The sequence below is a fragment of the Pseudorhodoplanes sp. genome (assembly GCF_059499825.1).
On record NZ_JCABZI010000009.1, the window covers coordinates 157,669 to 179,048 of the forward strand.

Annotated in this window: 23 protein-coding genes; 10 read left to right on the forward strand and 13 right to left on the reverse strand. The window is 62.9% G+C overall.

Annotated features, from left to right (window positions below; translation table 11 throughout):
- The first annotated feature begins 7 nt into the window (after positions 1-7).
- From arsB to arsH, 3 genes are read left to right on the forward strand one after another with little or no spacing between them, the layout of a single operon-like run.
- Positions 8-1,072 carry an ACR3 family arsenite efflux transporter gene (gene arsB, locus AC5I5I_RS12180; protein WP_495973305.1) on the forward strand — a complete coding sequence of 355 codons (1,065 nt, stop codon included), beginning with the start codon at positions 8-10 and terminating at the stop codon, positions 1,070-1,072.
- Entirely contained in the window at positions 1,069-1,482 is a 414-nt protein-coding gene (gene arsC, locus AC5I5I_RS12185) for an arsenate reductase (glutaredoxin) (RefSeq protein ID WP_495973307.1), read from the forward strand. Before arsB ends, arsC begins: the two co-directional genes overlap by 4 nt.
- Positions 1,479-2,198 carry an arsenical resistance protein ArsH gene (gene arsH, locus AC5I5I_RS12190; protein WP_495973309.1) on the forward strand — a complete coding sequence of 240 codons (720 nt, stop codon included), beginning with the start codon at positions 1,479-1,481 and terminating at the stop codon, positions 2,196-2,198. The genes arsC and arsH overlap by 4 nt, the downstream gene beginning before the upstream one ends.
- Before the next feature lie 18 nt (positions 2,199-2,216).
- Here arsH and AC5I5I_RS12195 read toward each other — a convergent pair whose 3' ends face one another.
- From AC5I5I_RS12195 to AC5I5I_RS12220, 6 genes are all read right to left on the reverse strand, one after another.
- Positions 2,217-2,930: an ABC transporter ATP-binding protein gene (locus AC5I5I_RS12195; protein WP_495973311.1), complete on the reverse strand. Its 714-nt coding sequence runs from the start codon at positions 2,928-2,930 to the stop codon at positions 2,217-2,219.
- Complete coding sequence (locus AC5I5I_RS12200) at positions 2,923-3,690, reverse strand: ABC transporter ATP-binding protein (RefSeq protein ID WP_495973313.1); 768 nt, start codon at positions 3,688-3,690, stop codon at positions 2,923-2,925. The genes AC5I5I_RS12195 and AC5I5I_RS12200 overlap by 8 nt, the downstream gene beginning before the upstream one ends.
- Positions 3,683-4,678 (reverse strand): branched-chain amino acid ABC transporter permease, encoded by a 996-nt coding sequence (locus tag AC5I5I_RS12205; protein WP_495973315.1) that lies wholly within the window; start codon positions 4,676-4,678, stop codon positions 3,683-3,685. Before AC5I5I_RS12205 ends, AC5I5I_RS12200 begins: the two co-directional genes overlap by 8 nt.
- The gene (locus AC5I5I_RS12210; RefSeq protein WP_495973317.1) at positions 4,675-5,592 is read right to left on the reverse strand and encodes a branched-chain amino acid ABC transporter permease; all 918 of its coding nucleotides are present in this window, start codon (positions 5,590-5,592) and stop codon (positions 4,675-4,677) included. Before AC5I5I_RS12210 ends, AC5I5I_RS12205 begins: the two co-directional genes overlap by 4 nt.
- 117 nt (positions 5,593-5,709) lie before the next feature.
- Positions 5,710-6,900: an ABC transporter substrate-binding protein gene (locus AC5I5I_RS12215; RefSeq protein WP_495973319.1), complete on the reverse strand. Its 1,191-nt coding sequence runs from the start codon at positions 6,898-6,900 to the stop codon at positions 5,710-5,712.
- A 131-nt stretch (positions 6,901-7,031) separates the two neighbouring features.
- The gene (locus tag AC5I5I_RS12220) at positions 7,032-8,648 is read right to left on the reverse strand and encodes a benzoate-CoA ligase family protein (protein WP_495973321.1); all 1,617 of its coding nucleotides are present in this window, start codon (positions 8,646-8,648) and stop codon (positions 7,032-7,034) included.
- 205 nt (positions 8,649-8,853) lie between these two features.
- Here AC5I5I_RS12220 and AC5I5I_RS12225 point away from each other — a divergent pair, with 205 nt between their 5' ends.
- Complete coding sequence (locus AC5I5I_RS12225) at positions 8,854-10,023, forward strand: cobalamin-independent methionine synthase II family protein (RefSeq protein WP_495973323.1); 1,170 nt, start codon at positions 8,854-8,856, stop codon at positions 10,021-10,023.
- A gap of 79 nt (positions 10,024-10,102) precedes the next feature.
- Here AC5I5I_RS12225 and AC5I5I_RS12230 read toward each other — a convergent pair whose 3' ends face one another.
- From AC5I5I_RS12230 to AC5I5I_RS12245, 4 genes are all read right to left on the reverse strand, one after another.
- Positions 10,103-10,294, reverse strand: coding sequence for a hypothetical protein (locus tag AC5I5I_RS12230; protein ID WP_495973325.1), 192 nt, complete (start codon positions 10,292-10,294; stop codon positions 10,103-10,105).
- Positions 10,295-10,426: 132 nt separating this feature from the next.
- Positions 10,427-11,017 carry a response regulator gene (locus AC5I5I_RS12235; protein ID WP_495973327.1) on the reverse strand — a complete coding sequence of 197 codons (591 nt, stop codon included), beginning with the start codon at positions 11,015-11,017 and terminating at the stop codon, positions 10,427-10,429.
- On the reverse strand, positions 10,995-12,119 hold the full coding sequence (locus tag AC5I5I_RS12240; protein ID WP_495973329.1) for a sensor histidine kinase: 1,125 nt from the start codon (positions 12,117-12,119) through the stop codon (positions 10,995-10,997). Before AC5I5I_RS12240 ends, AC5I5I_RS12235 begins: the two co-directional genes overlap by 23 nt.
- Positions 12,120-12,259: 140 nt before the next feature.
- Positions 12,260-12,718 (reverse strand): MaoC family dehydratase, encoded by a 459-nt coding sequence (locus tag AC5I5I_RS12245; RefSeq protein ID WP_495973331.1) that lies wholly within the window; start codon positions 12,716-12,718, stop codon positions 12,260-12,262.
- 82 nt (positions 12,719-12,800) lie between these two features.
- On the opposite strand from AC5I5I_RS12245, the gene AC5I5I_RS12250 reads away from it, so the two are divergent.
- The 3 genes from AC5I5I_RS12250 to AC5I5I_RS12260 all read left to right on the forward strand — a co-directional run bounded on the left by AC5I5I_RS12250 (position 12,801) and on the right by AC5I5I_RS12260 (position 15,168).
- Positions 12,801-14,099: a M24 family metallopeptidase gene (locus tag AC5I5I_RS12250; RefSeq protein ID WP_495973333.1), complete on the forward strand. Its 1,299-nt coding sequence runs from the start codon at positions 12,801-12,803 to the stop codon at positions 14,097-14,099.
- Between the two features lie 148 nt (positions 14,100-14,247).
- On the forward strand, positions 14,248-14,628 hold the full coding sequence (locus AC5I5I_RS12255) for a rhodanese-like domain-containing protein (RefSeq protein ID WP_495973335.1): 381 nt from the start codon (positions 14,248-14,250) through the stop codon (positions 14,626-14,628).
- Between the two features lie 27 nt (positions 14,629-14,655).
- Positions 14,656-15,168 carry a hypothetical protein gene (locus AC5I5I_RS12260; protein ID WP_495973337.1) on the forward strand — a complete coding sequence of 171 codons (513 nt, stop codon included), beginning with the start codon at positions 14,656-14,658 and terminating at the stop codon, positions 15,166-15,168.
- 27 nt (positions 15,169-15,195) lie between these two features.
- Here AC5I5I_RS12260 and AC5I5I_RS12265 read toward each other — a convergent pair whose 3' ends face one another.
- Positions 15,196-15,786, reverse strand: coding sequence for a hypothetical protein (locus AC5I5I_RS12265; protein WP_495973339.1), 591 nt, complete (start codon positions 15,784-15,786; stop codon positions 15,196-15,198).
- A 26-nt stretch (positions 15,787-15,812) separates the two neighbouring features.
- Between AC5I5I_RS12265 and AC5I5I_RS12270 the strand changes: the two genes are divergently transcribed.
- On the forward strand, positions 15,813-16,043 hold the full coding sequence (locus AC5I5I_RS12270; protein ID WP_495973341.1) for a hypothetical protein: 231 nt from the start codon (positions 15,813-15,815) through the stop codon (positions 16,041-16,043).
- Between the two features lie 103 nt (positions 16,044-16,146).
- Here AC5I5I_RS12270 and AC5I5I_RS12275 read toward each other — a convergent pair whose 3' ends face one another.
- The gene (locus AC5I5I_RS12275) at positions 16,147-17,001 is read right to left on the reverse strand and encodes a hypothetical protein (RefSeq protein ID WP_495973343.1); all 855 of its coding nucleotides are present in this window, start codon (positions 16,999-17,001) and stop codon (positions 16,147-16,149) included.
- 1,114 nt (positions 17,002-18,115) lie between these two features.
- Between AC5I5I_RS12275 and AC5I5I_RS12280 the strand changes: the two genes are divergently transcribed.
- Positions 18,116-19,408, forward strand: coding sequence for an esterase-like activity of phytase family protein (locus tag AC5I5I_RS12280; protein WP_495973345.1), 1,293 nt, complete (start codon positions 18,116-18,118; stop codon positions 19,406-19,408).
- Between the two features lie 48 nt (positions 19,409-19,456).
- Here AC5I5I_RS12280 and AC5I5I_RS12285 read toward each other — a convergent pair whose 3' ends face one another.
- Positions 19,457-20,164, reverse strand: coding sequence for a GntR family transcriptional regulator (locus AC5I5I_RS12285; protein ID WP_495973347.1), 708 nt, complete (start codon positions 20,162-20,164; stop codon positions 19,457-19,459).
- A 149-nt stretch (positions 20,165-20,313) separates the two neighbouring features.
- Between AC5I5I_RS12285 and AC5I5I_RS12290 the strand changes: the two genes are divergently transcribed.
- The gene (locus tag AC5I5I_RS12290) at positions 20,314-21,297 is read left to right on the forward strand and encodes a tripartite tricarboxylate transporter substrate-binding protein (RefSeq protein ID WP_495973349.1); all 984 of its coding nucleotides are present in this window, start codon (positions 20,314-20,316) and stop codon (positions 21,295-21,297) included.
- The last annotated feature ends 83 nt before the right edge of the window (positions 21,298-21,380 follow it).

The window sequence follows — 21,380 nt, forward strand, 5'->3', positions numbered from 1 at the left end:
ACGCGTCATGAGCGTATTCGAACGTTATCTGTCGGTCTGGGTGGCCCTGTGCATCGTCGCGGGCATTGCGCTCGGACATCTGTTGCCGGGGTTGTTCGCACTGATTGCGCAAGCCGAGATCGCCAAGGTCAATCTGCTGGTCGCCGTTCTTATCTGGCTGATGATTATTCCGATGCTGCTGAAGATCGACTTCGGGGCACTCGGGCAGGTGCGTGAACATTGGCGCGGCGTCGGCGTCACGCTGTTCATCAACTGGGCCGTCAAACCGTTCTCGATGGCGCTGTTGGGTACCTTTTTTATCGGCTATCTGTTTGCGCCGATGCTGCCGTCAGACCAGACTCAATCCTACATCGCGGGATTGATCCTGCTCGCGGCCGCACCCTGCACCGCGATGGTGTTCGTATGGTCGAACCTCTGTGACGGTGAGCCGCATTTCACGCTCAGCCAGGTGGCGCTGAACGACATCATCATGGTGTTCCTGTTCGCGCCGCTGGTTGGACTTCTGCTCGGCGTCGCGTCAATCGTCGTGCCTTGGGACACGCTGCTCCTATCCGTGGTCTTGTATATCGTCGTGCCGGTGATCGTCGCCCAGCTTTGGCGCCGGATGATTCTGGCATCCGGACCCGCGGCCCTGGATCGCACGCTGGCGATCCTGCAGCCGGTATCGCTTTGCGCGCTGCTGACCACCCTTGTCCTGCTATTCGGTTTCCAGGGCGAACAGATTCTGGCGCAGCCGATCGTGATTGTGTTGCTGGCGATACCGATCCTGATTCAAGTCTACTTCAACGCCGGGCTGGCCTATTGGCTCAGTCGACGCTTTGGCGTTGCATGGTGTGTCGCCGCGCCGGCAGCGCTGATCGGCGCCAGCAATTTCTTCGAGCTGGCAGTAGCGGCGGCGATCAGCCTGTTCGGCCTGAATTCCGGCGCGGCGCTGGCCACAGTGGTCGGCGTTCTGGTCGAAGTCCCGGTGATGCTATCGGTGGTCAAGATCGTAAAGGCGACGCGCGGATGGTATGAAGCCGGCAATCCCGCAACGCCACCGGTGACAACAACCGTCCAGTCCAAGCCATGACCGTCACCATCTACCACAATCCAGCCTGCGGCACGTCGCGCAACACGCTTGCGATGATCCGGCAGAGCGGCGTGGAGCCTGTCGTGATTGAGTACCTCAAACACCCGCCAAGCCGCGAGCGCCTCGTCGACTTGCTGGGCAAGATGGAAATGCGACCGCGCCAGTTGCTGCGCGAAAAGGGCACGCCGCATGCGGAGCTCGGGCTCGCCGATCCGAAATGGACCGACGATGAACTCATCGACTTCATGATAAAGCATCCGATCCTGATCAACCGGCCGATCGTGGAGACGCCGAAGGGCGTGCGCTTGTGCCGGCCGTCGGAGACGGTGCTGGGGATCCTGCCGAATTCGACGATCGGGCAGTTTGTGAAAGAAGACGGCGACGTGATCACAGGTCCGGAGTCGCTATGAAGCCTGATCTGTCCGACCTGCGGAACATCTCGCCTGAATCCCTTGCTTTGCCCGATCCTGCCGCATTGCGGCCCGCGGTCTCACACCACAAGCCGCGCATCCTGATGCTCTACGGCTCGCTGCGTGAGCGTTCCTACAGCCGGTTCCTGACGATGGAGGCGGCGCAACTACTCGAAGCGTTTGGAGCGGAGGTGCGCATCTTCAATCCGTCCGGCCTGCCGCTGCCCGACGATGCGCCGTCCGACCATCCGAAGGTGCAGGAGTTGCGCGAATTGTCAGCCTGGTCAGAAGGTCAGGTATGGACCAGCCCGGAGCGTCACGGCGCGATGACCGGCATCATGAAGGCGCAGATCGACTGGATTCCACTGTCGATCGGATCGGTGCGTCCGACGCAAGGCAAGACGCTGGCCGTGATGCAGGTGAGCGGTGGGTCGCAATCTTTCAACGCCGTCAATCAACTGCGTGTGCTCGGCCGCTGGATGCGGATGATCACGATCCCCAACCAGTCGTCGGTCGCAAGAGCCTATGAGCAATTCGACGAGGCGGGCCGGATGAAGCCGTCCGCCTTTTACGACCGCGTGGTGGATGTGATGGAAGAACTGATGAAGTTCACATTGCTGACGCGCGATGCCGCCGATTACCTGACCGACCGATACAGCGAGCGCAAGGAAAGCGCAGCCAAGCTCGAGGCGCGGGTGAAGCTGGGGTCGATCTGAGGCGCGACGACTCGTCCGTCAAACCCCCAGATAGCGGTGCTGGATATCCGGCGCGGCGCCGAGTTCTTTCGATGTGCCGCTCCACACCGTGCAGCCGCGCTCGATCATGTAATGGCGGTCGGCGATCGCGATCAGCGCCGACACGTTCTTGTCGATCACAAGGATGGACTGCCCGGCCTGTTTCAGCCGCGTCAGACATTGCCAGATTTCCTGGCGGATCAGCGGCGCGAGGCCTTCGGTCGCCTCGTCGAGAATGAGCAAGCGCGGATTGGTCATCAGCGCGCGGCCGATCGCGAGCATCTGCTGCTCGCCGCCGGATAGCAGATTACCCATCTGACCAGCGCGCTCGGCGAGACGCGGAAACAGCTCGACCACTTTCTCATAGGTCCAGGGGTCGCTCGCTCCCGACGCATTGGCGGCAGTCGCGATCAGGTTTTCGCGCACGGTGAGATTCGGAAAAATCTGCCGGCCTTCCGGCACCAGACCGACGCCCAGCTTCGCCACGCGATAGGATGGAAAGCCGCGAATATCCTTGCCGCCGAAACGGATGGTGCCGGCGCGCGCCGGCGTCAGCCCCATGATCGAGCGCACGGTCGTGGTCTTGCCCATGCCGTTGCGGCCCATCAGCGTCACCATCTCGCCGGCGGCGATGGCAAGCGACAGCCCAAACAGCACCTGGCTGCGGCCGTAGCAGGTCTCGATGCCTGAAACTTCGAGCAAGGTGTCAGCCATGGCTCACCACCGCTTCCTGCTCGCCGAGATAGGCCTGGCGCACATCGGCATTGGCGCGGATCGCGTCCGGCAGGCCGGTCGCAATCACCCGGCCGTAGACGAGGACCGAAATGCGGTCGGCAAGCGCGAACACCGCTTCCATATCGTGCTCGATCAGCAGGATCGTATATTCCTTCTTCAACTCCTGCAGCGTCCGAACCATCGCCGCGGATTCCTCCGGACCCATGCCGGCCATCGGCTCGTCGAGCAGCAGCATTTGCGGATTGGTGGCGAGCGCCATCGCGATCTCGAGCTGGCGATGCTCGCCATGGCTGATGCTGGACACCAGCGTATCGGCGCGATGCGACAGGCCGACGCGATCGAGCGCCGCGCGGGCGGGCGCACGCAACGCCTCTTCGCTGCGCGCATTGCGCCAGAAATGAAACGAGTGGCCGGCATGCGCCTGAACCGCGAAGGCGACATTGTCGAGAGCGGTGAAATCCTGAAACAGCGAGGTGATCTGGAACGAGCGCGCCAGTCCCATCATCGAGCGTTCATAGGTCGGCAGCGCGGTGATCTCGCGCCCACCAAACATGATGCGGCCGCTGTTCGGGATGATCTCGCCGGTGAGCTGGCCGATCAGCGTGGTCTTGCCGGCGCCGTTCGGACCGATGATCGCGTGCAGCTCGCCCTGCGGCACCGACAGCGTGATCGCGTCGGAGGCCAGCACGCCGCCGAAGCGCTTGGTAATCCCCTCGATGGCGAGAAGGGTGTCAGTCACGACGGAGTTTCTCCAGCAGGCCATCGATGCCGCCGCGCGCGAACAGCACCACCAGCAGCAGCATCGGTCCGAGAATGAGCGCCCAGTATTCTTTCGCCGCAACCACCGGCTTGCCGGTCACGAATTCGCCGACCGCGCCGATCATGCCCGGCAGCGTCTCTTCCAGAACCAGCAGCGCAACCGCGCCGATCACCGGGCCGAGGACCGAGCCCATGCCGCCCAGCACCGCCATCACGATCAGGTCGCCGGACCGGGTCCAATGCATCATCGCCGGACTGACAAAGTCGGCCTGGTTAGCGAGCAGGATGCCAGCAAGCCCGCACAGCACGCCGGCGATCACGTAGCAGGTCAGCCGGTAGCGATAGGTCGGGAAGCCGATGGCGCGCATGCGACGCTCGTTCGACCGCGCGCCCTGGATCACCATGCCGAACCGCGAGTTGACGATGCGCCAGACCAGATAGCAGGTGCCAACCAGACAGACGAAGCAGACATAGTAGAAGGTGGTCCGGTTGGACAGATTGATCAGGCCGGCAAAATCGCTGCGCTTGTAGATCGTCAGCCCGTCGTCGGCACCATAGCGGTCGAGGCTGACGCCGATGTAATAGACCATCTGCGCGAAGGCGAGCGTGATCATGATGAAGTAGACGCCGCGGGTGCGCAGCGACAACGCGCCGGTCACCAGCGCGAACAGCGCGCAGGCCAGGAGTGCGATCGGCCATTGCACGAAGCCGGAATTGATCCCCTCATGAGCGAGGATGCCGACCGCATAGCCGGCGATGCCGAGAAAGGCGGCATGCCCGAAGCTCACCATGCCGCCGAAGCCCATGATCAGATTCAGGCTGACGGCGGCAATCGCGAGGATCACGATGCGCGTGAACAGCGTCATGATGAAGACGTTGCCGGTCATCTGCGAATAGACCGGGATCAGCGCTAGAAAGATCATCAGCGCCGCGACGGCGATATTGCGGACGGTCAGCTTTCGGGTCATTTGCTCGCCGCCGGGAACAGACCTTCCGGACGCCAGACCAGAATGACCGCCATCACCAGATAGATCAGCATCGAGGACAAGGCCGGCCCCGCGGTGGAGGCGGCCGCGTTGGAGAGGAACAGCTTCAACACGTCCGGCAGGAAGGCACGGCCGACGGTATCGATCATGCCCACCAGGATCGAGGCGACGAAGGCGCCGCGGATCGAACCGATGCCGCCGATGATGATGACCACGAAGGCGAGGATCAGGATGTTCTCGCCCATGCCGATCTGCACGGTCAGGATCGGCGCCTGCATCATGCCGGCGAGCCCGGCCAGCGCGGCACCCATGCCGAACACGAAGGTGTAGAGCAGCTTGATGTTGATGCCGAGCGCGCCGATCATTTCACGGTTGGATGCGCCGGCGCGGATCAGCATGCCGACGCGGGTGCGCATGACGACGAAATAGAGCGCAATCGCGACCGCCAGCGACACCAGGATCATCGAGATGCGATAGGTCGGATAATAGACGCCGGGGAAGATCTCGAAATTTGTGGTCAGCCAGGCCGGCAGCGGCAGGCTCAGGCCCGCGGGCCCCCAGATCAGGCGCACCATCTCGTTGAAAAACAGGATCAGGCCGAAGGTCGCGAGCACATGATCGAGATGGTCGCGGCCATACAGCCGCCGCAGCGCGATCACCTCCACCGCCATGCCGACGACAAGCGTCGCCGCCAGCGCCAGGATAATTGCGAACACAAAGCTGCCGGTCAGCGCGGCGAAAGTCGCGGCGAAATACGCCCCGAGCATATAGAGCGAACCGTGCGCGAGATTGACGAAATCCATGATCCCGAACACGAGCGTCAGCCCTGCCGCGAGCAGGAACAGCAGCAGCCCGAATTGCAACCCGTTCAGGGATTGTTCGATAAAAAGCAGCATGGACTGGCGCCGCCCCCACACGGCAGATCCGGAATTGCCCCGCGACGCCGGGCGGAGTCAACGAAGAAAAAAGGGCCGGACGGCGGGCACGCTCCGCCGTCCGGCCCCGATGTCAGACTACCATTTCATCGAACATTTGCCGTGGAAGCGGTCCTGGCTGCCCTCGACGATCGTAGCAACCGTCTTGAGCGAGAGCGGGAAGTCCTTGTCCTCGCCCTGGACTACGTCCTGCAGATAGAAATTCTGGATCGGGAAGTGATTGTTGCCGTATTTGAAGGAGCCGCGGACCGACTTGAAGTCGGCCTTGCGCATCGCGTCGCGCATGGCGTCCTTCTTGCTCGTGTCGCCGTTCACCGCAGTCACCGCGCTGTTGATCAGCTGCGCAGCATCGTAGGCCTGCGCGCCATAATAGGTCGGACGCAGTCCCGGATATTTCTTGCGATAATCGGCCACGAACTTCTTGTTCTGGTCGTTCGGCAGGTCGTGAACCCATTGCTGCGCGCCCGGAACGCCAAGTGCAAGTTCCTTCTGCAGCGGCAGTGACAGCTCGTCGACGGTGAAGGCGGTGTAGAGCGGAATCTTGCCCTTCAGGCCGGCCTGCGCATATTGCGTCAGGAATTGCACGCCCGAAGCGCCCGGATAGAAGACGAACACGGCGTCGGGATTGGCCGCACGCGCTTTCGACAATTCGGCCGAGAAGTCGAGCTGATCCGGCCACTTGGTCAGGTCCTGACCGAGCACCTTGCCCTTGAAGGTCGAGGCGAGCCCGGACAGCATGTCCTTGCCGGCGGCGTAGTTCGGGCCGATCAGATAGACCGACTTCACGCCCTTCTGGTTCATGTATTCGCCGACGGCCTGCGGCGTCTGGTCGTTCTGCCACGAGGTCGAGAAGAAGAACGGCGAGCACAGTTCACCGGCGATCTGCGAAGGGCCGGCATTGGCGCTGATAATGAAGGTCTGCGAATCCACCGCCGGCTTCAGCGAGGCCAGCAGCACGTTCGACCAGATAAAGCCGGCGAGGAAATCGACCTTGTCGGACTGGATCAGCTTCTCGGTCTTCTGCTTGCCGATATCCGGCTTCTGCATGTCGTCTTCGTAGATCACTTCGACGGGGCGGCCGCCGATCTTGCGGCCCATGTGATCGAGCGCCAACTCGAACGAATTACGCATGTCATTGCCGATCACCGCGGTCGGGCCGCTGAATGTCGACACGAAGCCGATCTTGATGGGCTTGTCCTTGTCCTGGGCCACAACCGGCCCGGCTGCGAGCGCGAGCACCGCGCCGGCAGCGATAAGCGTTTTTTTCATCCTGCAGTTCCTCCGTTTTTTGGGTCGCCCGCTTGAGCTGCCTTTCACTCTATTGAACTGTCCCGGCCACAGGAAGCCCTGTCAGCGCGCGACATTCCGCTGCGGTTAAGATCGGCACAGTGACCGCGAATTCATCTGCTTTCTGCCGCTTCCGCACGCAGCCTGAAGCGCTGGATCTTCCCGGTGGCTGTTTTCGGCAGCTCCGTGCGGAACTCGATCCACCGCGGATATTTGAACGGTGCGAGCATCGCCTTGACGTGATCCTGCATCGCACGGGCGAGTGCATCGCAGGCCTTGCCATGATCCTTCAGCACGATGAAGGCCTTCGGCTTGATCAGGCCGTCGCCGTCCAGCCAGGCCACCACCGCGCATTCGAGCACATCCGCATGCGTTTGCAGCGCACCCTCGACCTCGAACGGCGAAACGTAGAGGCCGGACACCTTCAGCATGTCGTCGTTGCGCCCGCAATAAACGTAATAGCCGTCCTCATCCTGCAAGTACTTGTCGCCAGAGCGCGTCCATTCGCCCATGAAGGTGGTGCGCGAGCGCTCGCGGTTGTTCCAGTACATCACCGCGCTGGTTGGGCCGTTGATCAGAAGTTCGCCCATCTCGCCGGGCTTCACGGATTGTCCGTGTTCGTCGATCAGCTTCAGGGTATAGCCCGGCACCGGTTTTCCGGTGGTGCCGTATTTCGTGGCACCCGGCGCGTTCGACAGGAAGATGTGAAGCATCTCGGTGGACCCGATCCCATCGAGAATGTCGCAGCCATAGGTGTCGCTCCAGCGCTTGCCGACATCGGCCGGTAGCGCCTCGCCTGCGGATACGCAGCGGCGGAATTTCGTCTCACTGCGATCGGGCATGCCGGGACTCGCGAGAAAGCCCGCATAGAAGGTTGGCACGCCGAAGAAGATCGTCACGGGATGCTTGCGCAGCAGCGCCGCGACCCCGTCCGGCGTCGGCCGGTCCGCGAGCAACACGGTGGTGGCGCCAGCCGACATCGGGAAGGTCATCGCGTTGCCGAGCCCATAGGCAAAAAACAGCTTCGCCACAGAATAGCAGACGTCGTCCTCGCGGATGCCGAGGATCGGTGCGGCATAAAGATCGTTGGTAAGTTTCAGGCTTGCATGTACATGCACCGCGCCCTTTGGCTTGCCGGTCGAACCCGAGGTGTAGAGCCAGAAGGCGATGTCGTCGCGCGTGGTCGGCGCCGTGTAATCGTCCGGCTCGGACGCTGCGATCAGCGTCTCGAAATGGTCATGGCCATGCGCGTTCGCGCCCGACACCACCACATGCGCAAGGTCCGGCGCGTTTGCGATCAGACCGGCAAATTTCGGATACAAAGCCTCCGACACCACCAGCATGCGGACGCGGCTGTCGCTCAGCATGAATTCGTAGTCGCTTTCCGTCATCAGGGTGTTGACGGGGATCGCAACAACGCCAGCTTTCAGCGCGCCCAGAAATGCGGTCGGCCAATCGATGGTGTCCAGCAGGCAGATCAGGATGCGTTCTTCGCGGCGGATCCCTTTCGCGCGCAGCATCGCACCGAAGCGCGCGGCGCGGTCGGCGAGCTGGCCATAGCTCCAGCTGCCATTTGCATCGATGAAGGCAGCCTTGTCGGCCCGACCCGCAGCAAGATTCGTTTCGAGAATGTCCGCAGCGAAATTGTAGTCGCGCGCGATATCCGGGAGCCTGACAGTCCCAACCGTCTCGTCGCGCCCCGAAGACGCCGCTGCCGCAGCCTGAGCCATATCCTATCCCGCTTGCTTGTTTCTTATTGTTGGGCCGTAGCGAGCCCAATTCGATCCATTCCAAACATGAACTATAATGCATGTCGCGTTTGGCCCGTCAATTCCCGGTGGGCAGCCCGGCTCAAGCCATTGCGCGACATCAGTTTTTTGAACCGGCTGATGGGCCGTGCTAGGCGACAGACCGGACGTCCGGGAGAGAACGACGATGTTGACCAGCAACGAACGCATCCTCACGACGCATGTCGGGAGCCTGCCGCGCAACGGCAAGCTCACCGACCTGTTGATCCGGCGGGAGGCCGGCGAAGCGATCGACCCCGCTTTGCTCGCGGCCGAAATGGACGCCGCGCTGAGCGATGTGGTGGCGAGGCAGATCGCGGCCGGCATCGATATCGGCAATGACGGCGAGCAACAGAGGGTCGGCTTCCAGACCTATGTGCCCGAGCGCATGTCGGGTTTTGCCGGCGAATCGAAGCGCAAGGTGGGCAAGGATTTCGCCGAGACACCGGAATTGATCGAGCAGTTCCTGCGGCGCTTCCCCAAGCGCGGCAAGATCTCGAACGCACCGCAGGCGCAGGCCGAGGTGAAGTATCACGACCTGAGCCAGATCAAGAGCGAACTCGCCCGTTTCCGACGCTGCGCGCCGAAGGGCACATTCGTCGAAGAGTTCGCGACCGCGCCATCGCCGGGCATCGTCGCTACTACGTTGCAGAACGTCTTTTACGACAGCCACGAGAAATATCTCGACGCGCTGGCGCGAGAACTGCGTCACGAATACATGGCGATCCACGATGCCGGCCTGATCCTGCAGATCGACGCGCCCGATCTTGCGATGGAACGCACCATGATGTTCCAGGATCTGCCGGATGCAGACTTCCTGAAGATGTGCGAACTGCACCTGCATGCGATCAACACGGCGGTGGACGGCATCCCGCGCGACCGCTGGCGCCTGCATGTCTGCTGGGGCAACTGGGAAGGGCCGCACGAGCATGACGTCGCGCTCGGCTCGATCCTGCCGATCCTCTACAAGACGACGGCGGGCGCACTCACGATCGAGTTTGCCAATCCCCGTCACGCCCACGAATACGACGCGATCAAGCGCGCCGGCTGGCCGAAGGACCTGATCCTGATTCCGGGCGTGATCGAATCGACCAGCAATTTCGTCGAGCATCCGGAGGTGGTGGCAAAGCGGATCGCCGAGGCGGTCGCGGTCGTCGGCGACCGGGAGCGCGTCATCGCCTCGACCGACTGCGGCTTCGGCACATTCGCGGGGCGCGAATGGGTGGCGGCTTCGGTGGTGTGGAAGAAACTCAAGTCGCTGCGCGAGGGTGCGGACATCGCCTCGGCGCGACTGTGGGGCAAGAAAACCGCGGCCTAATCTGGTGTCTGCAGAAGGCGATCCTCGGCTGCCTGACCGGCAGCCGAAGATCGCATCGGCTTTGGGGGCAAGCCGGGATTTAGACAGCGGGGACTGCGACAATCCGGGGCTCGGTCAACCGGACCGCGATGATCCAGGCGACCCAGAAGGCCAGCAGAAACGAGGTCATGAACGCGACACCGCTCCAGCCCTCGATCAGCGGCTCGATCAGCACGATCAAACCGATCCCGAGACCCTGTATCACCAGGGCGATCAGAGTGTACACGAGCATCAGGACTAGGGACGACGATGACATTGCAGCCTCTCAGGCGAGTGACCGCCTGAACCTGCGCCCGCCACGGCCTGTCGCAAACCTGTCAAGGTTGACAGGGGGCCCAGGGATCGGGGCCCAAGGGATCGGAGATCAGGGCTTGATCAAGCCCAGCAAGGCACATTTGACCGCAGCCTGAACGCGGGTCGCGACGCCGGCCTTCCGCATCGCATTGTCCAGATGGAAGTTGACGGTGCGCTCGCTGATGCCAAGGATGGTCGCGATGTCGGATGACGACTTGCCGCGCGCCACCCAGGTGAGGACCTGCAGCTCCCGGTCCGTCAGGTGCAGTTCGGTCTTTTCCGCGCTCCTGTCGCCGGCCGCGGTCAGACGATGCCGGATGATCGCAATCAGCAACTCGAAATCGATCGGCTTGGTGACATAGTCGTCACAACCCAGTTGCCGGGCCCGCAATTGATGCGACCGCTGCGAAAACGCCGTCAGAAAGATGAAGGGCACACCGGGCGGCAGCAGACTGCCGGCGCGGATCCGGGCCAGAATATCGAAACCCGAGACATCCGGCAGATCGATATCGCACAGCACGAGATCCGGCCGCGTCTCGAGCGCCGACAAGCCTGCCTCACCTGACGCGACGGCCGACACGGCGAAGCCCTCCGAGGTCAGCACCTCGACCAGGAGTTCGCAGGTGTCGGGATCATCCTCAATGCAAAGGAAGTGTGGCATCGGTCTTGGGGTTGTTTAGGACATTCGGGGCGCCCTGGACATCTTCGGCAACCGGCCCTGCGACCGGCAGGGATATCGTCACCGATGTGCCGGCATTAAGCGCGCCATCGACCGTGATGGTTCCACGGTGATGTTCGACGTACTTTTTGGCGACATAGAGCCCGATCCCCGCGCCATGGACGCCGCGGCTGTTGCGCGCGCGGTAATAGGGTTCAAAGATTTTCTCGCGCTCGTCGGGCGCGACGCCGCGGCCTTTGTCGATGACCGTCAGCACCGCCCGATCGCCGACGCTTTCACCGGCGATCCGCACTTCGCCACCGGGCGAAGAAAACTTAATGGCGTTGGAGAGCACGTTACCGACGATCTGCCGCAACATGTCCGGGTCGCCCAGAATGGTGTCCGGCAATGCGGCGAGGTCCGCCTTGAAAAACACCGCGCTGGTGTCGAGGTCGACGAACAGATCCTCCAGCAACCGACGCAGGTTTATTGACTCGGATCGCATGTCGGAGGCGCGTTCCCCGACTTCGGATGCGAGTTGCACCTGCTGGACGATCGCCTGGATATGACGGACCGCGCTGCGGATCTTGTCGGCACGCGGCTGGTCGGGCTCATCCAGCGTCCGGCGCAACAGGAAGGCCTGGCCGTCGATCGTGGTCAGCGACGTACCGATCTCGTGCGACAGCACATCGATGAACCGGCGACGCGTTTCGGCGCTAGCGGTCTGCTCCGCAAGATCAGAGCGCATCAACGCCTCGGCATCCTTGCGTGTTGTCACCAGCACCGCGACGATCCACTGGGATACGATCGCAATGGCCCGGTTTGCAAAAAACACCACGCTCACGGCCTCGGTCGGCGGGTTGACGAACGAGCCGATCACCGAGAACAGGGTCGCGACCGCCGCGGCAATATAGGCCGACCGGTAAAAGCTGAAGATCGACAGAAAAATGATCGCCGTGTAGATGAAACAGATGGTGACGTGGTCCGGCGTCGTTTCGAGATCGGCAGCAAGCACCAACGCCATCAGCACCATGACAAGAGCAAAGACGAGCCACTCTTTCGTGCTGATCCGGTCCAGCGGGGACAGGGCTTCCTTTTTACTCATGCGCGCGCGGATCGCTTTCTGTAGCCTGATGTCTTTCGCCGATGCGCCGTCTCGACGCGGACGCAGTGTCTACCTCGAAACACCCGGTCCACCGCATACTGCCTGCTGCGCCGCAGGACAACGAGGCTCGAGCGGGTCTCTCACACCGGCCGCCGCATCACCACGAGATTCGACACCATCACCTGTACCGGCTCGTCATTCTGGTTCAGCGTGGTGGTGCGTACCTTCATCAACCCCTGGTCCGGCCTCGATTTCGACGGCCGCACCTCGAGCACCTCGGTGACCAGCCGCAGGGTGTCGCCCGGCCGGGTCGGTCGGGGCCAGCGGATCTCGTCCACGCCGGCGCCGATGATGCCGCCCGCGATGGGCAGGCCGCCATCGACCAGAAGCCGCATGGTGACCGAGACGGTGTGCCAGCCGCTAGCGGCGAGTCCCTTGAAAAAGGTTGCTTCGGCCGCCTGCTCGTCGAGATGGAAGGGTTGCGGATCGAACTGCCTCGCGTAGCCCTTGATTGCATCGGCGTCCATGGTGACCGATGCCGAGGCAAAAGTCTGACCAGGTGAAAAATCTTCCAGATAAAGGGCCGATCGGGTTGTCACGTCACCCCTCCCCCTTGCGCGCCATGCCGTATAGACTAGTGCCAGACCCGCGCGAAAGCGCCAACAACACCCGAGGAACCTCATGGACCAGTCCGCCATCCGCAAGGTCAGCGCCGAAGACATCAACCCGCGGTACAATTGGGGCCGCGCCCTGCCCTCGCTCGGCATCATGGGGGTCGATTTCGAGGAACGGGTCGACTATCGGCGCCTGCACAATTACCGGCTGAGCCGCGCCCGCATGGCGCTGGAGAAGTCCGACCTCGGCGCCCTGCTGGTCTTCGACGTCAACAACATCCGCTATCTCACCTCGACCAAGATCGGCGAATGGGAACGCGACAAGCTTTCACGCTGGGCGCTGCTGACCCGCGACTCGGCCGACCCGATCCTGTGGGATTTCGGCTCGGCCGCGGTCCATCACAAGCTCTATTCGCCGTGGCTCAAGCCGGAAAACTGCAAGGCCGGCCTCGTCGGCCTGCGCGGCACCGTGCATCCGGATTTCGGTCTGATGAAGCGGCATGCCGAGGAGATCGCCGCGATCCTGCGCGAGCATGGCGTCGCCGATATGCCGCTCGGCGTCGACATCATCGAGCCGCCGATGATGTTCGAACTCGAAAAGACCGGACTGAAAGTGCAGGACGGCCAGCAGGTGATGCTGGAAGCGCGCGAGATCAAGTCGATCGACGAGATCGCGCTGCTCAATCGCGCCGCGGCCATGGTCGACGGCGCCTACGACCTGATCAACGAGAAGCTGCGGCCCGGCGTGCGCGAGAACGACATCGTCGCCGAGGTCAACAAGTTCCTCTACACCCATGGCTCCGACGACGTCGAAGCGGTCAACGCGATTTCCGGCGAACGCTGCAACCCGCATCCGCACAATTTCACCGATCGCCTGATCCGCCCGGGCGACCAGGCCTTCTTCGACATCCTGCAGAGCTTCATGGGTTATCGCACCTGCTATTACCGCACCTTCAACGTGGTGCGGGCGACCGACAGCCAGCGCGACGCCTACAAGAAGGCGCGCGAATGGCTGGACAATGCGATGGACCGCATCAAGCCGGGCGCGTCGACCGCGCATATCGCCGAGGCTTTCCCGGTCGCTGGCGAGTTCGGATTCCCGGACGAGATGAGCGCGTTCGGCCTGCAATTCGCGCATGGCCTCGGTCTCGCACTGCACGAGCGGCCGATCATCTCGCGCGTCGTGTCGATGGATCACCCGACCGAAATCAAGGAAGGCATGGTGTTCGCGATCGAGACCTATTGCCCGGCGACCGACGGCTATTCCGGCGCGCGCATCGAGGAAGAGGTCGTGGTCACCGACAAGGGCTGCAAGGTGATCTCGCTGTTCCCGGCGGAGGAACTGCCGATCAGCGCGAAATATTGATCGCGCGGGAGACGCCGCCGCGGACATTCTGGCTACAACGGCGGGTCGGGGTTATCTATCCCGACCCGTTGCATACGTGATAACCCGCGAACGACGTGACGCCCGCCGGCGAGTTGCCGTGGGCCTTGAATCCATTCGGGAGAGCTAAATGGCGACGAGCGTGAAGGCGATGATGGAAGCTGCGAACGCGGCCGTGCCGCGTATTACTTCCGCGCAGGCGACCGAAATGGTCGAGAAGGACGGCGCCGTGATGCTCGACGTGCGCGATGCGATGGAAGTCGCGCAGAGCGGCAAGGCTGCCGGCGCAGTCCACATTCCGCGTGGCCTGCTGGAGTTCAAGGCGGATCCGGAATCGCCCGCCCATGACAAGAGCCTCGACCGCAGCAAGCCGGTGATCCTGTATTGCGCATCGGGCGGCCGGTCGGCGCTGGCGGGAAAGACGCTGAAGGATCTCGGCTACGAAAAGGTCTACAATCTCGGCGCCTTCAAGGATTGGGCGGAGAGCGGCGGCAAGATCGACAAGGCCTGACACCCCGCGCGGTCCGCGAGCGCTCCAATGGCCGAGCCGGCCCGCAAGGCGGCCTCGCGCTTCGGCTGCCTTGTCCCGCTCGCCACTGCCTTGCTCTTGATGGTCATCCTGCCCTTCGGGTTTCTCGCTTTTGTTTTCTGGGCGGCCGACGGGAGCTGGGACTTCGAAGGCCGCAATGGCCTGCGCTACTGGGTGTTTGTGAAGGGGTCGCGGCTCGAGAGCTTCGGGCTGATCGAGCCGACGAACGAGCCGGGCAAGTACAGCGTCAGCCTGCAGGACGGGACCTTTCCGGGCTGGAGCGTGCTGACCTATCGCAGTACCGCGATGCCGGAGGCCGTCATCGCGGCCTATGCGCAGCGGTGCCGGGAGATGGGCCTGAAGATCACGCGCGAGTCGCACTCTAAACCCGGTGACGGCACGGCCGGCGGCGTGGCCCTGGTCTGCGAAATCAAACCGTATATCGACGCCGAGTTCCAGGCGCAGCGAAAGCCCGGCGAGGCCTCAACCGAGGTCGGCCTCAGGGTCTGGGGCGACGACTGAGGCCGCAGCGCTGATGCGCCCGCGCTGTCATTCCTTTCCCTTCGCGAGGTCGTCGCGCAGACCCGCTGCGTGCGCGCGGAAGCCTTCGGCATCGCCGTAATCGTCGAACTTCAGATAGCGCGCGTGCGACCCGATCACCCGGCGCGCATGTTTGATCGGGCACCAATATTGCTCGGTCCGGGCCGCGATCTCGCGCACATAGGCGATCAGGCAATTGGCGTAGGAACAATAGGCGCAGTTGAGCTTTTCCAGCGCATTCAGATACGCGAGATGATGCCGGTCGAACGCGAAATAGTCCGCGCGCCTGACCTTCGGGATGCCATAGACCGGAAAGCAGATCATCTGGTACACAGTGACGAACAGATCGAGCAGGACCAGCGGCACGATCATCGCGTAGATGACCGGCGCCGTGACGATGACAAGAAGATTGGCGTTCCAGACATAGGAGAGCAGAGCGGTCTTCAACTCGCGATGCCGGCGCAGCACCTCCTGTTCGAACACGACCCGGCCGCGCTCCATCCCGACCCGCAATTCGGCCCGGCGCTGCGCGAGATGGGCATCCATTTGCGCTTCCAGTTCGCGAATTTTCCGGGTCAAATCGTCAATCAACGTATCCATCGGACGCTCCCGCGATTGTCGGCATCATGAGCCAATACCCGCCTCCAAACTATCGCAATCCGAAGCAGGCGGCCGCGCAGCGCGCCGACATGATCCGGACGATCCTCTGGCTCGCGGCGATCCCGCCGCTGTTGTTCGTGCTCATGGTCTATGGATATAGCGACCAGGCGCCGGCATTCCTGCGCAGCTTCACATTGCAACTGGATGGCGCCCTGGGCCAGCCGGTCTGGTCGCTCATTCGCCCCCCGGCGAAATAGCGCGCGTCGTGGCCGGTGGATCGCTAACCACAGCGATACAACCCAAAAAGAAAAGGCCCGCATCGCTGCGGGCCTTTCGAAGCACAGACTGGAGGCGCCGTCGTTACTGCTGGCGCTGCTGGCTGGCCGGCTGCGCGGTGCGGGCCCGCCGCTGCGGCTGGGCTGCCGGCTGCTGCTGTTGGAAGCCCGGGAAGCTTGCCGCGAACGGATTGCCTGACTTGCCGCCGCGATTGAGATCCGCCATCCGATTGATGAAGCTTTGCGGCAGATACATGTTGGGGTTCGGCGAATCGAGACCGATATGCCGGGCGATGTCGGCGGCGAAGGCGTTGCAGTTATAGGTCGTCGCGTGCCAGGTCTTCTTGGTCGCCTGCAGATGCTTGATATAGGCCAGCGCCTTTCGGTATTCGGCCTCGGTCAGCGTCACGCAGAAGCGCGCCGTCAGATATTGCTCGTCCTGGTCGCCCCATGACGGACCGGTTTCCGATTCGACCGGCACCATCATGCCCTGCATGTAGACGTTGGGATCATCGCCCTTCGGATGCAGGCCGGCGATCTGGTAGCTTGCGAAGCGATTGCCGTCGCCGAGCCGCCCATGAAGAACGAAGGTGTGGCCGTAGCTGACCGCGGTGCGTGAACGGAACTCGATGAAGTAGGGCTTGCCGGGCGCGCGGGCCGATTTGCAGCCGCTCGAATTCACCGGGATCTTGATCGGCTCGCGCTTGGGACCCTGCGTCATCACCTGACGCTGCACCGGCTTCTGCTTCGGCTTTTCGGCGTCCACATTGATGGCCGGCAGGTTGGAGCCTGTGGAACCGGTGCTTGCCGGTTCCGGCGCCTGTGTTGTCCGGGTCGGCGCGGCCACGGTGACGCCAGCGGATGCCTGGGCCGCGGCGACCGGCGCGGCGGAAGCCTGCACGGCGGCGGCGGGCGCGGGCGTCGGGCGGCCTTGAGCCATCGCCCCGCTGCTGCCGACCGAGAGCACACAAGCCGCAGCCACCGCTGCCATGCCGAGACGGGCGCCGTGCCCGATTACGTGTTGGTCTCTGGCTCGCATTGACGTCCCCCGAAACACTGTCGTTGCCGGATCCTGCATCGCTCATCACATGCGCCGGCGGACGCCGGAGTCAAGCCGCTGGACGCCCATAGTCGAGGTCCGGGCAATGTTCTGTCGGCGGCGTTGCGAAAGAGCCTCAGGATGGCTTGCGAAGGCTCCCGCCTTCGCAGCGGCCAGGGCTTCAGGTGGCCTCATAGCAGGCCTCGACTCGCGAAGGAGCCGGGGTTCACCGGAAGTCCCGAGATACGGACGAATGCGAGAGAGGCGGCCGGCGACCGTGAGACACGCGGCCAGGGCTCGATCGGCCGCAACGCCACCCAAAAACAAAAAGCGGCCTATGCGGGGACGCCGCATACGCCGATATTGTAGGCACCATAAGGCTCAATTCACTCAGCCCCACAACCTTTCGGTCACGGACCTGAATGCCACCAACGTCAGGAACAGAAAGGGGCCGGCGTGAAAGCCGGCCCTTTCTCGGCCTAAACCGTTAGTACTTGGCGACGACCGGCGCCTTGCCGACCGGAGCCTTGCCGTACATGGTGCAGCCAGCAGCGCTCAAAAGCACGAGCACAGCAGCGGATGCCATCGCAAACTTCTTCATAGGGAGCCCCCAGGTGAATCAACCAAAACACGATAGTGCGGTGTGACAAAGGCCACTAGTGCATTATTGCCACAGTCCGTTAACTAAATAACCAAAAGCCCGGCCTTTCCACCGAAGCATGGGGTGTGGGGCTCACAAAAATTCAACGGATAGCCGTTCGCCGGGGAAAACCCGGCCTGACCGCCCTCAATTCGGCAGCCGGGGCGGCTGTCGCGCCCCGCGGACCTTTGCCTCGACCACCGGTAACGTGAGACAACCAGCCAACAGGTGGTTCGCACCAGCGTCACAGGCTTGCTAGTGTCCTTCGGACCCGAAGTCCGCTCACCAGCACGCCGCGCAATGAAGCGGACTTCGGATTCGGGACACTCGTCTGGCGCACGTCGCGCCCGGCCCCCAGCATAACCGATGGCGCCGATGCGTTTTCGCCTTTTAGCCGCTCTTTTGCTCGCCCTGCCCACCTCTGTCATCGCGTCCGATATCGCCGTTCGTGAATTCCGCAGCGACGACACGCTGCTGACGATGGCGCGCTATCGCTTCGACAATGGCCGCATGCTGAACCTGTCTGTCGGCATCGGCAGCGGCGCCTTCCGTCATCCGGACGACCCACCCAATGTGATCTGGACGGTCGGCGATCGCGGTCCGAACCTCACCTGCGGCGATTTCAAGTCGGCGGCGCAGATGGAGCTTCCGGCCTGCCGCGAGACCAAGAGCGCCAGGATTTTCCTGACGCCGCCTTACGCCCCGTCGATCTATCGCGTGATCCTGACCGATACCGGGACGTTCCGGATCACCGATGTCATCACGCTCAAGGATCGCGACGGTACGCCACTCAACGGCATGCCCAATGCGTTGCGCAATGCCGTTACCGAGCCTCCATTCGACGGACACGGCAAGCCGCTCGAGCAGAATGTGCATGGGGTCGATGCGGAGGCGGTCATCCGTCTGACCGACGGCACCTTCTGGATTTCGGACGAGAACGCGCCCTCGATCATTCACGTATCCTCCGACGGCCGGATCATCACGCGCCATGTGCCGCAGGGCATGGAAGAGGACTTTGCCGGCGCGCGCTACGGCGTCGTCGGCTCGCTGCCGGCGATCCTCGCAAGACGTCAGCTCAATCGCGGGATCGAGGCCCTCGCGGTCTCGCGCGACGAGCGCTTCCTGTATTTCGCGCTGCAGAGCCCGCTCGCCAATCCGGACGTCGCAGCCTTTCGTACCTCTCGCAATGTGCGGCTATTCCAGGTCGAACGCACCTCGATGCAGATCGTCGCCGAATATGTCTATGTCCTGGACGACCCGAAAACCTTCCGGCGCGACCCGTCATCCAACCAGTACGACCCGCGCGTCAGCGAAATGACGGTGGTCGGGACCACCCATCTTGTGGTGCTGGAGCGAACCGAGGCCACCACCAAGCTCTACGAAGTCGATCTCGGCAAGGCGACCAACATCATTGGCACGCCGTGGGACCAGATCGCGACGTCGCCCTCGCTGGAGCAACTCAGCGTCGCCGAGGCCCTGATCGAGCCGGTGAACAAGTCGCTGCGTTTCGATACCGCGGACTTTCCGAAAATCCTGGGCAAGACCGAAGGCGTTGCCGTGCTTCCGGACCGTTCACTGGTCCTGATCAACGACGACGATTTCGGGATCTCCGGCGCCCGTACCCAGATCGTGGTCGTGCGCGGACTGAATTTCGGCGACAAGCCCTAGCGCTTTCCAGCCGACGGCATCGAACGGCGCCACCCGCGCGGGTCGGCTTCAGAGGTGCTTCATGCCGATGCTGACGATCAACGGAACAAGCTCGTCGCGCGCAGCAACGCGATGCTGCCGCGCGGAAAGATGAGCCTCGTCACCTGCTCCGTCCCGAATGGCAGCGCTGATCCGCTGGTGAGCGGCAGCGGAGCCGACGGGTTTCGCGCGAAGTTTGAGTGTCAGCATCCGGGCGCGATGCGCCTGGTCGGTGACCGTCTGGGAAATGCGGCGAAGCCGGCTGTTGCCACAGCGCGTGACAAGGATGCGATGGAATGCATCGTCGGCGCTTGCCCAGGCGACAAGATCGTCCGCGCGCAGCGCTGCCTCCATGCGCGCGGTCGCGGCTTCGAGGTCGTCGGCGACGGAATGCCGTTCCGGTTCGGGCAAGGAAGCCAGCAGCTCCGCTGCCATCGATTCGATGGCGATGATGACATCGTAGATTTCGCGCACGTCTTCCGGCGCAAGCGGACAGACCAGGACGCCGCGTTTGGACAAGACCCGGACGAGCCCATCCTCCTGTAGCCGGATGATCGCCTCATGCACCGGCGTCCGGCTCATTCCGAGGCGCACCGCGATTTCCTGCTCGGAGCCCTGGTAGCCAGGCGCAAAAACATTGTCGCGGATCGCCTGCTTCAGCGCCGCGTAGGCTTCCTCGACCAGCGAGGGTTTTCTGCTGCCGTCCGGGACGGCTGGCGCCAGCAGCTTTGTGGCCATGGTGTCTCCCTAGCCGACCGAGCAACGAACGCGGGCGCCCACGCAAGCAAAAAGCGGAGGCATTGACCTGCCGCACACCGTCCATTTAAATACATGGAAGCTTCCATACAAGAAAGCTGGGTCTTAGACGTCATCAGGAGGAAGCAGAGATGATCCAACTCCAGCGGATGTTTGCCGCAGCCATGGGGCTCGCCGCCGCGGTCGTGACGGCCGGTCCGTCCGCGGCCCAGGCGACGTATCCTGACAAACCCATCACGATGATCGTGCCTGCGGCCGCCGGCGGCCCGAGCGATACCGTCGCGCGGCTGGTTGCCGAGACGATGAGCGCCGACCTCGGCCAGCGTATCGTCATCGAGAATGCTGGAGGCGCGGGCGGCTCGCTCGGCGCGGCGCGCGTCGCCAAATCGGCACCCGACGGGTACACGATCCTCCTCTATCACATCGGGGTCGCCACATTCGGCGCGCTCTATCCCAACCTGCCCTACAATCAAGAAGAGGCTTTCGACTCCGTCGGGCTCGTAACAGACGTGCCGCTTACGCTTGTCGGCCGAAAGGATTTGCCACCCGCCGACGTCGCGGCGCTTCTCGACTGGCTCAGGGGCAAGGGCTCCGGCGCAACCTTCGGGACTGCCGGCGTGGGCGCGGTCTCGGACCTCTGCGGCCGGCTGCTGATCGACGCGACGGCGATCAAGCCAACCGTAGTGCCGTACAAGGGTACGGGACCGGCCATGAACGATCTGATTGCCGGACAGATCGACTTCATGTGCGACCAGACCACCAACACGACCAACCACATCAAATCCGGCAATATCAAACCCTATGCCGCAACAACACGCGACCGGATCAATGTACTGCCCGAGGTGCCAACTTTGAACGAGAGTGCCGTCAAGGGCTTCGAGCTCTCGGCCTGGCACGCCATCTGGACGCCCAAAGGTACTCCTGCCGCAATCCGCGAGAAACTTGCGGCGTCTTTGCAGAAGGCCCTCAAGGATCCGAAAGTGATCGAACGGTTTGCGACTCTCGGCACCGTTCCGGTGCCTGCCGCGCTGGCCACGCCAGCGGCGCTCGACGAGCGTTTCAAATCGGAAACGGCGCGCTGGAGCAAGCTGCTGGGGGGCGCAGCTCAAAAATAGACGCACTTCCCTAAAACCAGCGAGGCTTGATAAAGCCTCGCTCGCATATTCCGACGCGACCAGAACCACTCAGCTCAAAGAGG

Bases quoted from the DNA above. Each gene is read 5' to 3' on its own strand.
- AC5I5I_RS12250 (WP_495973333.1), top strand. From the start codon at position 12,801: ATGGACCAGTCCGCCATCCGCAAGGTCAGCGCCGAAGACATCAACCCG.
- arsC (WP_495973307.1), top strand. From the start codon at position 1,069: ATGACCGTCACCATCTACCACAATCCAGCCTGCGGCACGTCGCGCAAC.
- AC5I5I_RS12270 (WP_495973341.1), top strand. From the start codon at position 15,813: ATGAGCCAATACCCGCCTCCAAACTATCGCAATCCGAAGCAGGCGGCC.
- AC5I5I_RS12260 (WP_495973337.1), top strand. From the start codon at position 14,656: ATGGCCGAGCCGGCCCGCAAGGCGGCCTCGCGCTTCGGCTGCCTTGTC.
- AC5I5I_RS12255 (WP_495973335.1), top strand. From the start codon at position 14,248: ATGGCGACGAGCGTGAAGGCGATGATGGAAGCTGCGAACGCGGCCGTG.
- AC5I5I_RS12240 (WP_495973329.1), bottom strand. From the start codon at position 12,119: ATGAGTAAAAAGGAAGCCCTGTCCCCGCTGGACCGGATCAGCACGAAA.
- AC5I5I_RS12215 (WP_495973319.1), bottom strand. From the start codon at position 6,900: ATGAAAAAAACGCTTATCGCTGCCGGCGCGGTGCTCGCGCTCGCAGCC.
- arsB (WP_495973305.1), top strand. From the start codon at position 8: ATGAGCGTATTCGAACGTTATCTGTCGGTCTGGGTGGCCCTGTGCATC.
- AC5I5I_RS12220 (WP_495973321.1), bottom strand. From the start codon at position 8,648: ATGGCTCAGGCTGCGGCAGCGGCGTCTTCGGGGCGCGACGAGACGGTT.
- arsH (WP_495973309.1), top strand. From the start codon at position 1,479: ATGAAGCCTGATCTGTCCGACCTGCGGAACATCTCGCCTGAATCCCTT.
- AC5I5I_RS12210 (WP_495973317.1), bottom strand. From the start codon at position 5,592: ATGCTGCTTTTTATCGAACAATCCCTGAACGGGTTGCAATTCGGGCTG.
- AC5I5I_RS12280 (WP_495973345.1), top strand. From the start codon at position 18,116: ATGCGTTTTCGCCTTTTAGCCGCTCTTTTGCTCGCCCTGCCCACCTCT.
- AC5I5I_RS12195 (WP_495973311.1), bottom strand. From the start codon at position 2,930: ATGGCTGACACCTTGCTCGAAGTTTCAGGCATCGAGACCTGCTACGGC.
- AC5I5I_RS12290 (WP_495973349.1), top strand. From the start codon at position 20,314: ATGATCCAACTCCAGCGGATGTTTGCCGCAGCCATGGGGCTCGCCGCC.
- AC5I5I_RS12275 (WP_495973343.1), bottom strand. From the start codon at position 17,001: ATGGCTCAAGGCCGCCCGACGCCCGCGCCCGCCGCCGCCGTGCAGGCT.
- AC5I5I_RS12285 (WP_495973347.1), bottom strand. From the start codon at position 20,164: ATGGCCACAAAGCTGCTGGCGCCAGCCGTCCCGGACGGCAGCAGAAAA.
- AC5I5I_RS12265 (WP_495973339.1), bottom strand. From the start codon at position 15,786: ATGGATACGTTGATTGACGATTTGACCCGGAAAATTCGCGAACTGGAA.
- AC5I5I_RS12205 (WP_495973315.1), bottom strand. From the start codon at position 4,678: ATGACCCGAAAGCTGACCGTCCGCAATATCGCCGTCGCGGCGCTGATG.
- AC5I5I_RS12230 (WP_495973325.1), bottom strand. From the start codon at position 10,294: ATGCTCGTGTACACTCTGATCGCCCTGGTGATACAGGGTCTCGGGATC.
- AC5I5I_RS12225 (WP_495973323.1), top strand. From the start codon at position 8,854: ATGTTGACCAGCAACGAACGCATCCTCACGACGCATGTCGGGAGCCTG.
- AC5I5I_RS12235 (WP_495973327.1), bottom strand. From the start codon at position 11,017: ATGCCACACTTCCTTTGCATTGAGGATGATCCCGACACCTGCGAACTC.